We start from the raw sequence: 13,052 nt of genomic DNA on the forward strand, positions 1-13,052 counted from the left end.
CCCGCCGGCCGGATTCACCCGCCTCCGGCCCAGGAGCACCCGCTCGCCGTGCCCGGGCACAGGCCTGCCGCGCACGATCGCCCGTCCTCGGCCCGGGAGCACCCGCACGCCGCGCCGAGGCAGACGTCCTCCGCAGAGGCGCCCCCGCGATCGGCCCGGTCGGGCGCCGTCACACGGCGGCGGCGGCGTGCTCCTCCACGAGCCGGCGCACGGCGTCCGCGCAGCCCCCGCAGCCGGTCGCGGCGCGGGTGGCGCAGCTGACCTCCTCGACCGTGGACGCGCCCTGCCCCACGGCCTCGGTGATCCGGCCCAGGGTGACGCCGGCGCAGTGACAGACCGTCGAGCCGGGCGTCATCCGGGTCTCCTGCTGCGCGGCGGCGTCCGGGCCGTCGGGGCGCAGCAGGACGCTGGGGTCCGCGGGCACGGGCTCGCCGCGGTCGTGGAGCAGCCCGATGCCCGCGGCCGAGCGGGGCAGGCCCAGCACGGCGTAGCCGGCGATCGTGCGGTCGGGGCGCAGCACGAGCTTGGCGTAGGTGCCGGCCGAGCCGTCGGCCCACTGCACCACGGTCCCGCCGTCCGGACGCGGCTCCCAGGGCAGGCCCCCGACCTCCCCGGCGCAGGCGAGCTCCACCTGACGGGCCTTGAGCCGCACCGCACCGGCCGGGCCCGTGGTCAGCGGGGCGAGCACCGCGGTCCCGCCCTCGGCCACGGCCTCGAGCTCCGCGCGGAACCGGGCGGCCAGCCACTCCGCCTGCCGCCAGCCGGGTCCGACGAGACCTGAGGGGCCCACCCCCTCCCGTCCCGGGCAGACCTGGCAGGACGGGTCCCGGCACAGCACCTCGGCGCAGTCCCCCACCGCGAACACCCGCTGCTCCACGTCCGCCTCGAGCTCGTGGTCGACCACGATGCCGCGGGCGGTGCGCAGCCCGGCGCCCGCGGCGAGCTCCGTGCGCGGGGTGACGCCGATCGAGAGCAGCAGCAGCTCGCCCGGGACGGTGCGGCCGTCCTCGAGCACGAGCCCGCGGAAGGTCCGCTCCCGGCCGAGCAGGACCTCGCGCGCCGGGGTCCCGGAGACCACCTCCACGCCGGCGTCCGCGAGGGCGCGGCCCAGCAGGGCGCCGCCGGGGGCGTCGAGGGAGCGGGTCAGCACCCACGGGGCGTGGTGGACCACGGTCACCGGGCAGCCGGCCTCGCTCGCGGCGAGCGCGGCCTCGAGCCCGAGCACGCCGCCGCCCAGGACCACCACGCGCCCGCGGCGGGCGACGACGGGGCGCACGGTCCGGGCGTCGCGCAGGTCCCGCAGCGCCGTGACACCGGCGGGCAGGTGCTCGTAGGCGCCGGGGTCGGGGTTGAGGCCCCGCAGCACGGGCAGGTTGGGGCGGGCCCCGGTGGCCAGGACCAGGCGGTCGTAGCCCAGCTCCCGGACGGCGCCGGTCCGCAGGTCGGTCAGGTGCAGGAGCCGGCGGGACCGGTCGATCCGGGTCACCTCCGTGCCGAGCAGCACGTCGACCCCGGCGCGGGCCAGCGCGCCGGGGTCGGCCAGGGCCATCGAGGACCGCTCGGCGCGGCCCATGGCGTGCTCGCCCACGAGGACCCGGTTGTAGGCGGGCTCGGGCTCCCCGCCGACCACGGTGAGGCGGAGGGTGCCCTCGGCGGCGAGGTCGGTGACGTCGTCGACGAACCGGGCGGCCACGGGGCCGAAGCCGATCACGACCACGTGCTCGCCGGGGCGCAGGGGGGTGCCGGCCGGGCGGCCGGGGCGGTGGGGGGTCATGGGGTCGTCTCCTCGGGGGCGAGCGCGCGGACGGTGACGGAGCCCGCCTTGAACTCGGGCATGGACGAGACCGGGTCCACGGCGGCCGAGGAGACGAGCCGGTTGGCGGTCTGCGCCCCGGCGTAGTGGAAGGGCAGGAACACCGTGTCGGGGCGGATGTCGGTGCTCAGCTGCGCGCGGGCCACGGCCCGGCCGCGATCGCTGGTCAGCTCCACCCCCGCGCCCTCGCCGATGCCGAGGGAGGCCGCGGTCGCGGGGTGGATCTGCAGCAGGGCCCCGGGGCGGGCCGCCTGCAGCGAGGGCACGCGGCGGGTCTGGTTGCCGGACTGGTAGTGCTCCAGGTAGCGGCCGGTGACCAGGGTCAGGGTGCCGAGCCGGTGCAGGGGCTCCCGGCGGTGGCCCGGGGGGCTCGGGTCCACGGCGCGGCCGGCGGCGCGCGGGCGGACCGGGACGAGCAGGGCCCGCCCGTCCGGGTGGGCGAAGCGGTCGAGGAAGACCCGCGGCGTGCCCGTGGCCGAGCCGGCCGGAAAGGGCCAGTAGCAGGCCTGCCCCGCGTCCAGGGCGTCCCAGCCGATGCCGGAGTAGTCGGCCTTCCCGCCGGCCGAGGCCCGGCGCAGCTCCTCGAACACCACCTGCGGCTCGGGGCTGAAGGTGCCAGGGGCCCCGAGCCGGCGGGCGAGCTCGGCCATGATCCACAGCTCGTCCCGGGCCCCTGCCGGCGGGTGGACCGCGCGGCGGCGGCGCAGCACCCGACCCTCCAGGTTGGTCATGGTGCCCTCCTCCTCGGCCCACTGCGGCACCGGCAGCACGAGGTCGGCGTGCTCCGCGGTCTCGGAGAAGAAGAAGTCGCCGACCACCAGGAAGTCCAGCGCCTGCAGCCCGCGGACCACGGCGTGGGTGTCCGGGGCGCCGATCACCACGTTGGAGCCGTTGACCCACAGGCAGCGCACGCCGCGCTCGGTGCCGATGGTGCTCAGCAGCTCCACCGCCGGCAGCCCGGGGCCGGGCAGCGCCGCCGGGTCCACGCCCCACACCGCGGCCACGTGGGCGCGGGCGGCGGGGTCCGTGATGCTGCGGTAGCCCGGCAGCTGGTCGGCCTTCTGCCCGTGCTCGCGCCCGCCCTGCCCGTTGCCCTGCCCGGTGAGGGTGCCCCAGCCGGATCCCTCGCGGCCGGGCAGGCCCAGGAGCAGGGCGAGATTGATGGCGGCCGTCGCGGTGTCGGTGCCGTCCACGTGCTGCTCGACCCCGCGCCCGGTCAGCACGTAGGTCCCCCGCCGCTGCCGGGCCAGCAGGTGGGCGGCACGGCGGATCCGCTGCGCCGGGACCCCGGTGACCTGCTCCACCCGCTCGGGCCACCACGGGCCCACGCTCGGCAGGAACGCCTCGAGCCCGGTGGTGCGCCGCCGCAGGTACTCCCGGTCGGCGAGGCCCTCGTGCAGGACCACGTGGGCGAGCCCCAGCAGCAGCACCAGGTCGGTGCCGGGGGTGGGCTGCAGGTGCAGTCCGGCGTCGTCGTCGGTCGTCCGCGCCGTGGCGGACCGGCGGGGGTCGACGACGACGAGGCCGCCGTGCTGCTGCGCGTGCCGCAGGTGCTGGACGAACGGGGGCATGGTCTCGGCGGGGTTCGTGCCCAGCAGCAGGACCGTGTGGGCGTCGTCGAGGTCCGTCACGGGGAACGGCAGGCCCCGGTCCAGGCCGAGCGAGCGGTTGGCCGCGGCCGCCGCCGAGGACATGCAGAACCGGCCGTTGTAGTCGATCCGGGAGGTCCCCAGCGCCACCCGCGCGAACTTTCCCAGCTGGTAGGCCTTCTCGTTGGTCAGCGACCCGCCGCCGAAGATCCCCACCGCGTCCGGGCCGTGCCGCTCCTGCGCCGCCCGGATCTCCGCGGCCATCCGGTACAGCGCGGTGTCCCAGGACACCTGCCGGAAGACCCCGTCCGTCCCGCGCAGCAGCGGCGCGGTGAGCCGCGCGGGGTCGGCGAGCAGCTCCGCCGACGTCCAGCCCTTCCGGCACAGCCCGCCCCGGTTCGTGGGGAACTGCCGGGGGGTCACCTCGGGGACGCCCTGCTCCGCGGCGGCGGCCGATCCGGTGTCCAGGGTCATGGCGCACTGCAGGGCGCAGTAGGGGCAGTGGGTGGCCGTGGTGCTCATGCGGGCGGCTCCTTCCGGGGCGGGGGCGGGGGACCTGCTCAGATGTGGCTGTCGCCCATCTCGGTGCCCCGGCGCAGGTAGCAGCACCAGGTCACGCCCAGGGCCACGAGGTAGAAGGCCACGAAGCCGTAGAACGCCGCGCTGTAGGCGCCCGTGGTGGTGTTCGAGAGGTTCAGCGCCTGCGGGATCAGGAACCCGCCGTACGCGCCGACCGCCCCGATCAGCCCCAGCGCCGCCGAGGCCTGGCGCTCGGTGGAGACCGCCACGGCCCGGCGCTGCCGCAGCCCCAGCACCCGGTAGATCGAGGGGATCATCCGGTACGTGGAGCCGTTGCCCATGCCCGCGGCGGTGAACAGCAGCAGGAACAGGCCCAGGAACAGCCAGAAGCTGGCCAGCGGCAGGGTGAGGACCACGGCGAGCGCGAGCAGCGCCATCACGGCGAACACGGCGACCGTCATCGGGGCGCCGCCGAAGCGGTCCGCGAGCCTGCCGCCCCAGGGCCGGGAGACCGAGCCGACCAGCGGGCCGAGGAACGCCAGGGACAGCGCCGCGGCTCCCACCGCGAAGGAGGAGAACTCCGGGAACGTGTCCGCGATGAGCTTGGGGAACACGCTGGAGAAGCCGATGAAGGAGCCGAACGTGCCCACGTAGAGGAAGGACATGACCCAGAAGTGCGGCTCCTTGACCGTGGCCAGGGAGCCCGCGACGTCCCCCTTCGCGTGGGAGAGGTTGTGCATGTGCTTCCGGGCACCCCACGCGGCGAGCAGGATGAACGGCACCCAGAGCCACCCGGCGAGCGGCAGGTCAAGGGCCCCAGCGGCGAGGACGGTGACGGCGATCGGCACGAGCAGCTGGGCCACGGCCGTCCCGAGGTTGCCGCCGGCCGCGTTGAGCCCCAGCGCGTACCCCTTCTCCCGCACGGGGTAGAAGTAGGTGATGTTGGCCATCGAGGAGGCGAAGTTGCCGCCGCCGAACCCCGCGGTGGCCGCCAGCAGCAGCATCACCGCGAACGGGGTGGCCGGGTTCCCGACCGCCACGGCCAGGCCCACGGTGGGGATCAGCAGCAGCAGCGCCGAGACCACCGTCCAGTTCCGGCCGCCGAACCGGCCCACCATGAAGGTGTAGGGGATGCGCAGCGTGGCGCCCACCAGGGACGGGATGGAGATCAGCCAGAAGATCTGCGAGTCGCTGAAGGCGAAGCCCGCCGCGGGCAGGTAGATCACGGTGATGGCCCACAGCTGCCACACGGCGAAGCCGAGGAACTCCGCAAAGATCGACCACCGGAGGTTGGTGCGGGCGATGGGCCGGCCCGTGCTCTCCCAGAACGCGGGGTCCTCGGGGCGGTAGCCGTCCAGCCAGCGGCCGGGCCGCTCGCGCAGGGCGAGCGGCGGGGCGCTCGGCGGGGCGGTCGGCACGGTCGCCGCCGTGGTGGCGGGGTCGGGGTGCAGTTCTGAGCTCACGGGGGCCTCCTGGGCGGGCGGGGCGGAGCACGGCGACGGCGGCGTGCGGTGCTCCCACGCTACGAACGCCGTGTTTCCGGCCCCGACGGCAGGGGTAACACCTCCGTGCACGTCCACTCACACCGCCGCGGCCCCCGTGTGAGGCCCCCGGTCTCCCCCTACACGCCGGACATCCCGTTCCCGCACCCCCGAGCCGCGAGTCCCCCACCCTCAGCACCCTCAAGCAGCGAGTCCCCCACCCCAGCACCCTCAAGCAGCGAGTCCCCCATGTACTGGCAATCCCCCCGGATCGGACGAGGGGAATCGTGAGCACAGGGGGGACTCGACCGCCGGGGCTGCGGCGCACGCCGAGTCCCCAGCGACAGGCGCCCTAATGCGGCGAGTCCCCAGTCCGGCCCCATGTCCCCACGAAAAAGTGTGGGGAGACGCGACCGGATTGGGGACTCGACGGCGGGGCCTGCCGGGCACGCCCGGACGGGGCAGGGGGTCAGCGGGCGGCGACCCTCCCGGCGATGGCCTTGGAGGTGCGGGCGACCAGCTTCTCGAGCGGGCCCTGCCCCACCGCGCGCTGCCAGGCCACGGCGATCAGGCCGAACGCGGCCACCTGCATCCAGAACCAGAACCCCGGGTGCAGCTCGTAGACCATGGTGGCCAGGAAGAGCAGGTGCAGGGTGTAGAGCGTGAACGTCATGGACCCGGCGGCCGCCAGCGGGGTGAGGGCCTTGCCGATCAGCCGGGCCAGGAGCAGGAACGCGCCCAGGGCGAAGGCCGCCATGCCGAGGCTCAGCAGCAGCGCCACCGGCGTGTTGCTGTGCGGGGCGGGCACCATGAGCCACCACAGGGTGGTGGTCGGCAGGGAGGGGTCCGGGCCGAAGACGAGGATCTCGTCGATCTGCGCCTCGGTCAGCCACGGGGTGGCCTCCCAGATACGGTCGTAGACCCCGAGGGCCAGCAGCGCGACCATGGACACCGTCCAGGAGACCAGGGCCAGCGCCGCCCCGGCGCCCACGAGCCACAGCTGCACCCGCCGGCTCGTGAGGTTCATCCGGCCCAGGGCGATCCCCGCGCAGAGGTAGGCCATGTACGGCAGGGCCGGGTAGGTGCCGGTCAGCAGCAGCTGCGAGAGCACGGTGACCGGCTCCGTGACCAGGTTCCACAGGGTGGGGTTGCCGTACACGTGGGCGGGCAGCACGTCCAGGGCCCACTGCATCAGGAACGGTGCCAGGACGGTGAACGCCGCCGCGCTGATCAGCAGGTGGCGGATGCGCAGCCCCAGGAACGGGATGGCCAGCAGGAAGAACATCCCGTAGTAGACCAGGATGTTGTCCACCGGCGGGGCCACGAAGCCCAGCAGGAATCCGACCAAGGCGATCACCGCGGCGCGGCCCACCAGCCCGGCCCGGTCGCCGGCGAGGCGCCGGCCCGTGTGCGGGGTGCGGCCCCCGGAGAGGAAGGCCAGGCTCACCCCGGCGAGGGTCGCGAACAGGGCGGCGGAGTGCCCGGCGAACAGGGACCAGCTCAGGGAGGCGCGCTCGTTCTCCGCGTCCCAGTAGGGCAGCGTGTGCACGGCGACCATCCCGAGCAGGGCGAAGCCGCGGGCGGCGTCCACGCCGACCAGCCGCCGCCGGGTGCGCTTGCCCGAGGCGCCGGGGACGTTGAGCACCGCGGTGCCCCCGCCGCGCGTGGCGGACGCGTGCTCAGCGCTCACGGGTCGCACCTCCGGCGGGCACGGCGACCGGTGCGTCGGCGTGCAGCGGGCGGATCGGGTTGCCGCCCCAGGTGCTGCCGGCGGGCACGGTCTCCTGGGCCATGACCAGGGAACCGGGGCCCACGGTGGCGCCGGCCTCCACGGTGCTGCCGGGCAGCACGAAGCTGTTGGGCCCCAGGGTGGAGCCCGCCTCCATCGAGACCGGCTGCAGCCGCATGATGCGGTCGTGGAACAGGTGGGTCTGGAGCACGGTGCCGCGGTTGACGGACACCCCGCGGCCCAGGTGCACGAGGTCGAACTCGGGCAGCCACCAGGTCTCGCACCACACGCCGGGCTCGATCTTCGCGCCCATGAGCCGGGCCCAGGCATTGAACACCGGGGAGCCGACGGCCAGCCGGATCAGCCCGGGCACGGCCAGGGACTCCGCGAAGGTGTCGGCGAGCTCGTTGCGCCACACGAAGGAGCTGAACAGCGGGCGCTCGCCCTCGCGGAAGCGGCCCATGAGGGCCCACTTCACCAGCACGGGGACCAGGGCGGCGAGCACACCGGCGGCGAGCACCACGGGCGTGGCCCACAGCAGCGCCGAGACGATGCCGTCCAGGCCGCCCCCGGCCCGCATGTAGACCGTGGTGAGCACGTAGACGATCGCCAGGTCGATCCACGCGGTGACCATGAACGGCACGGCGCGCAGGGACTCGACGAGCGTGCGGGCCACGACCAGCCGGCGGCGGGGCCGGTAGGTGACGGCCTCGTCCGCCGCGTCGCTGACGCGGCTGATCGGCTCGGGCATCCGGCCCAGCCAGGACGTGCCGGGCTCGGCCGCCTCCGGGGCGGAGGAGAGCACGGCGACCAGCGAGTCCGCGGGGACGTCCCGGTCCGGGCCCACGATCGCGGAATTGCCCACGAAGGAACGCTCCCCCACGGTCGAGGGGCCCACGTGGATCCAGCCGAAGCCCACGCGGGAGGAGCTGACCATCGAGTGGTCGGCCATGAAGGAGCCGGACTCGAAGGTGGTGAGGTGCGGCAGGGTCTCCACGGTGGAGATCTCCACCTGCTCGCCCACCCGGGCGCCGAGCAGGCGCAGGAAGAACGGGGTGGCGATCGAGGCGTAGACCGGGTAGGTCGAGACGAGGCTCTTCTGCAGCAGTACGCCGGTGAGCCAGACGGCCCAGCCCACGGTCCCGTCCGCCGGGTGGTGGCCCGGGCGGATCAGCAGGGACAGGGCGCGCACGACCAGCACGAGCATCGCGAGGTAGACGAGCACGGTGAGCACCGCGAAGACGGGCACCCACAGGGCCAGCACGGGGAAGACCAGTTCGTAGAACTCGATCCCGCGGACCTGGGTGTAGACGATCAGGGCGCCGGGGACCACGGCCAGCACGGGCAGGAGCCCCACGGTGCCGAGGCCCAGCGCGTACAGCAGGCCGGTCAGGAACCGGTTGCCGCGGCCCGGGGCCCACTCGAGCCAGGACTGCCCGGCGGGGCCGAGGTCCACGAGCGGGGACCCGCCCTGCAGGCGCCCGGCGGGGACGGTGCCGGTGACGTGGGAGCCGGGGTCGACCTCCGCGCCGGCCTCGACCACCGCGCCCGGGCTCAGGAGCGTGCGGGTGCCGACCCGGGCGTTCTCGCCCACGGTCACGCCGTCCAGGTGCAGGACGTCGCCCTCGAGCCAGTAGCCGGAGAGGTCCACTTCGTGCTCGATCGCCGCGCCGTCGCCGATCCGGGCCATGCCGCTCACGGGCGGCATCGTGTCGAGGTGGGCGTGGCGGCCCACGCGGTTGCCGAGCAGCCGGAAGAACAGCACCATCACGGGGGTGCCCATGAGGGGCTCGAACTTGTTGAAGATCAGGATCCGCTCGGCCATCCAGACCCGCAGGTGGGTCCAGGAGCCGCGGGGGTGGGCGCCGGGGCGCAGCCGGAACGTGAGCAGCCGGATGAACAGCGCGGTGAGCACCAGCCGGCCGGGCAGGGCGAAGAGCACCAGCCAGGCGAGCACCAGCGGCAGCAGCGGCGGGTTGGGCACCCAGGCCGCGCCCAGCACGTTGAACAGCAGCCAGACGACGATCGCGGCGCCGGCCACGTAGCGCAGCCCGGAGACGGCGTAGAGGGCCGCGAGGAAGGGGACCTGCACGAGGCCGTTCCAGCGCGGGACGTCCGTCACCGTCCGGGCGCGCGCGGCGTCCCGGGCGACGACGTCGACCCGGGCCAGCGTGGTCAGGTACGCGTGCATCCCGGCGAGGGTGGGATTGCGGTAGATCTCGGCGATCTCGGCGTCCGGGTAGGTGCGCCGGATCTCGGAGACCAGCTTGGCGACCGCCACGGAGGTGCCGCCGAGGGCGAAGAAGTCGCTGTCCTCGTCGACGGGCAGCGGGCCCAGCTGGTCCGCCCACAGGGCGGCGAGCCACTCGAGCTCGGCGTCGATCCGCGACTCCTCCGCGGCGGCGCCGGCGGAGGGCAGCGGCCAGGGCAGCGCCTTGCGGTCCACCTTGCCGGAGGTCTTCAGCGGCAGCTCGTCCATCAGGGTCAGGGCGGGCACCATCTGGCCGGGCAGGCGGTCGGCCAGCAGGCGGCGGGCCGTGCCGAGGTCCACCGAGCCGGGGGCCTCGGCCACGAGGTAGCCCACGAGGACCTGGTTGCCGGCGGGGGTGGTGTGCACGGCGGCGGCGCCGGCCTGCACCCCGGGCAGCCGGGACATCTGCTCGTCGATCTCGCCCATCTCCACGCGCCGGCCGGAGATCTTGACCTGGTCGTCGGCGCGGCCCACGAAGACGATGCCCTCGGGGTCGGCGCGCACGAGGTCGCCGGAGCGGTAGGCCCGCTCCCAGCCCAGGGAGTCCATGGGCGCGAACTTCTCGGCGTCCTTGGCGGGGTCCAGGTAGCGGCCCAGGCCCACGCCGCCGATGATCAGCTCGCCCTCCTCGCCCCAGCGCACGGGGTTGCCGGAGGTGTCGACGACGGCCAGCTCCCAGCCGGGCAGCGGCAGGCCGATGCGCACGGGCGGCTCGCCGGTGAGCACGGCGCCGGTCGCGATGACCGTGGCCTCGGTGGGCCCGTAGGTGTTCCAGACCTCGCGGCCGGGGTGCACCAGGCGGGCGGCGAGCTCGTTGGGGCACGCCTCCCCGCCGAAGATCAGCAGGCGGATGCGGTTCAGCGCCTCGGCCGGCCACATCGAGGCGAGCGTGGGCACCGTGGAGACGGCGGTGATGGCCCGCTCCACGAGCCACGGTCCCAGGTCGGTGCCCGAGCGCACGACGCTGCGCGGGGCCGGGACCAGGGCGGCGCCGGAGCGCCAGGCCAGCCACATCTCCTCGCAGGAGGCGTCGAAGGCCACCGAGAGCCCGGCCATCACGCGGTCGCCGGGGCCCAGGGGACGGCGGGGCAGGTACAGCTCGGCCTCGGCGTCCACGAGGGCGGCGGCGGAGCGGTGGCTGATCGCCACGCCCTTGGGCTTGCCGGTGGACCCGGAGGTGAAGATGATCCAGGCGTCGTCGCCCGTGCCGGGCTGACGGCAGTCCGCGGCCGGCCGGACCTCGCCGCGGGTCCGCAGGGCCAGGCCCGCGCCGTAGACGGCGCACACCCCGGCCTCCTCCCAGACCGTGCTCGCGCGCTCGTCGGGGTCGTCGAAGTCGACCGGGACGTAGGCGGCGCCGGCGAAGATCGTGCCGAGGACGGCCACGTAGAGGTCCACGGTCCCGGAGGGGACCCGGATGCCCACCCGGTCGCCGCGGCCGATGTCGAGGTCCCACAGGCGCTGGGCCTGGGCCTCGACGCGCTCCAGGAACTCGGCGTAGCTGAGCACGGTGGTCCCGTCGTCGACGGCCACCGCGTCCGGGTGGCGCGAGACGGTGTCCATGACGATGTCCACCAGGGTGCGCGGCGCCGGCGCGGAGTCGACCGGGAAGACCGCCCGCCCCGGGACCTGCGGCAGGGACTGCGTGTGCAGCGCCCGGTCCAGGACGTCGCCGTCCTCCACCTGGTCCTGCTCACGCTCCTGGTCGGCGTACCGGTCCTCGAGCAGGTGCCGTCCGCCTCCGTGGCGGGTCGAGCCGCTGCGCATGGTTGGGCGCACTGTCATTGATTCCCCCATCGACGTGTCCGTCGCTGCGGATCTGCACAGCGGCGGTGCCGGCGGGAGAGAACGGTCCAGGGACCGGTCGGACCGGTCGGAAGGCTCCCGGAGGCACGCGCGGATCAGCGCGGTGCCGTGAGTGAGTGTGCGGCTCGGATGCCCCCGCATCGGCCTTCCCCCTGGAACCGGCTCCCCTGCCAGCTCTACTTACTGCACCGTACGGTCGGTTCCGTTGCATGTGCAAGCCGGGAGGCCGCGGTGGGCCCGTCCCCGGGCGGCAGGTGCCCCCGGACATCCGCGCGGATCCGCGGATGCGGTCCTGACCAGGGACGACGACGAGAGGTTGGTCACGCCCCGCCCCCGGCGGCTCCCGCGGGGTCGGTGGCGCCGGATGTGCTCCGGCACCCTGTGGGCTCTTCCGCGGACACCCCGGTCCGCCCGCGGCGCGGTCCCCGTCCCGGTGACCGGCCCCGAGCGCTCCCCGGTGCGGCCCTGCGCAGGCACCCCGGGTCCTGCCGTGGCTCGGCCCCTACCCGGCACGCTCCCCGGTGCGGCCCGCCGTGCGTTCCCCGGTCGGTTCGCCGGTGAGCTCCGTCCCCGGCGCCGCCGGGGACTCCGCGGCGGTCAGCGCCGCCTCGAGCACCCGCGCCTCGGGCAGCTCGAAGTGGTCCACGCCCTCGCGGTAGCGCACGCTGGTCCGCTCGTAGCCGGCGTCCTCGTACCAGGCGTGCCCGGCCGCGGCCGCGGAGAGGGCGTCGAACGGCGCCCACGGGTCGGTGCCGTCGTCCTCGAGCCCCACGTCCCAGTGCAGGACCAGCCGCTCGAGCTGCTCCGCCGTCGGCTCCGACTCCCCGGAGGACGGCGCCCCGCCGCCGCCGGAGAGCACCGCGCCCCCGCCCTGCAGGAAGTACGCGCGGTCGGCGAGCAGCTCGTAGCTGATGAACTCGGCGCCGCCGGAGTAGCCGTGCAGCCAGGTGCGGGAGCGGTCGAGGTCGTACTCGGCGAAGATCTCCTGCTCGGCCAGGGCCAGGAACCACTCGGCGTTGCCGTCGAGGTCCTCCCACCACGTGGCCTCGCCCTGCCGGTCCGGGGTGCGGGGCACCACGAGGATCGCGTTGTGCGAGCGCGCGACCTCCGCGAGGCACGAGACCTTGTGCTCGGGATGGACGTACTCGTAGGCCCCGTCCCCGTGCAGCCGGAAGACGACGCCGACCGGCTCGCTCCAGTCGATGCCGTCGGCGAAGACGTGGTAGCTGCTGGTGGTGCCCCCGTGCTCGAAGACGACGTCGAGCCGGTCGGAGGGTCCCTCCGCCCAGCGGTGGCCGCCGGAGAGCACCGGGCCGGTGTGCAGAGGGCTGGTGCCCCCGCGCGGGGCGATACTCAGGCCCTCGAGCCCGTAGGGGGCGCACGAGACCTGGTCCCCGGACTCCTGGTCGGGCTGCCACACCCAGCGGCCGGCGAGCACCGCGGCGAGCAGGAGCAGCAGGACCCCCGTGAGAACGACCACATCGACGGCCCGGCCGGAGCCGCGGCGCGGTGCGCTCTCCCCCGGTCCCGTCTGCGTTTTCACCCGTCCATCCTAGGGTGCGCGGCCGGCGCCGGCCCGCCGCCGATTTTCGGGTCAGCTCCCGCTCCCCCATAATCGGCCAGGACCGTTCGGGGGGACGGCGCCCCCCACTTCCTCCTTCCGTGGTCCGTCCACCCACCAGAGGAGAAGATTCCGCGTGAGCATCACCGCACGCCCTCGGGCCGAGCAGAGCGCCCCTGAGATCCAGGAGCAGCCGCCGGCCCAGGACAGGCTGCGCCGCAGCCTCAAACCGCGCCACCTGACGATGATCGCGATGGGCGGGGCCATCGGCACCGGCCTGTTCGTGGCCTCGGGCAACACCAT

At 74.9% G+C, this 13,052-nt stretch carries 6 protein-coding genes; all 6 read right to left on the reverse strand.

Annotated features, from left to right (window positions below; translation table 11 throughout):
• Positions 1-169 precede the first annotated feature (169 nt).
• The 6 genes from QYM41_RS08625 to QYM41_RS08650 all read right to left on the reverse strand — a co-directional run bounded on the left by QYM41_RS08625 (position 170) and on the right by QYM41_RS08650 (position 12,731).
• Positions 170-1,774 (reverse strand): FAD-dependent oxidoreductase, encoded by a 1,605-nt coding sequence (locus tag QYM41_RS08625; protein ID WP_368799328.1) that lies wholly within the window; start codon positions 1,772-1,774, stop codon positions 170-172.
• Entirely contained in the window at positions 1,771-3,924 is a 2,154-nt protein-coding gene (locus tag QYM41_RS08630; RefSeq protein ID WP_368799329.1) for a molybdopterin oxidoreductase family protein, read from the reverse strand. The genes QYM41_RS08625 and QYM41_RS08630 overlap by 4 nt, the downstream gene beginning before the upstream one ends.
• Before the next feature lie 38 nt (positions 3,925-3,962).
• Positions 3,963-5,384, reverse strand: a complete 1,422-nt coding sequence (locus tag QYM41_RS08635; protein ID WP_438612564.1) for an MFS transporter — start codon at positions 5,382-5,384, stop codon at positions 3,963-3,965.
• A 487-nt stretch (positions 5,385-5,871) separates the two neighbouring features.
• Positions 5,872-7,092, reverse strand: coding sequence for a heparan-alpha-glucosaminide N-acetyltransferase domain-containing protein (locus QYM41_RS08640; protein WP_368799330.1), 1,221 nt, complete (start codon positions 7,090-7,092; stop codon positions 5,872-5,874).
• On the reverse strand, positions 7,082-11,167 hold the full coding sequence (locus tag QYM41_RS08645) for a Pls/PosA family non-ribosomal peptide synthetase (protein ID WP_368799331.1): 4,086 nt from the start codon (positions 11,165-11,167) through the stop codon (positions 7,082-7,084). Before QYM41_RS08645 ends, QYM41_RS08640 begins: the two co-directional genes overlap by 11 nt.
• A 523-nt stretch (positions 11,168-11,690) precedes the next feature.
• Positions 11,691-12,731, reverse strand: a complete 1,041-nt coding sequence (locus QYM41_RS08650; protein WP_368799332.1) for an alpha/beta hydrolase family protein — start codon at positions 12,729-12,731, stop codon at positions 11,691-11,693.
• Positions 12,732-13,052 lie beyond the last annotated feature (321 nt).

This window comes from Kocuria oxytropis, from assembly GCF_040981195.1.
Classification (GTDB): Bacteria; Actinomycetota; Actinomycetes; order Actinomycetales; family Micrococcaceae; genus Kocuria; species Kocuria oxytropis.

Coding starts and splice junctions, on each gene's coding strand:
- QYM41_RS08625 (WP_368799328.1), bottom strand. CDS start 1,774: ATGACCCCCCACCGCCCCGGCCGCCCGGCCGGCACCCCCCTGCGCCCC.
- QYM41_RS08630 (WP_368799329.1), bottom strand. CDS start 3,924: ATGAGCACCACGGCCACCCACTGCCCCTACTGCGCCCTGCAGTGCGCC.
- QYM41_RS08645 (WP_368799331.1), bottom strand. CDS start 11,167: ATGACAGTGCGCCCAACCATGCGCAGCGGCTCGACCCGCCACGGAGGC.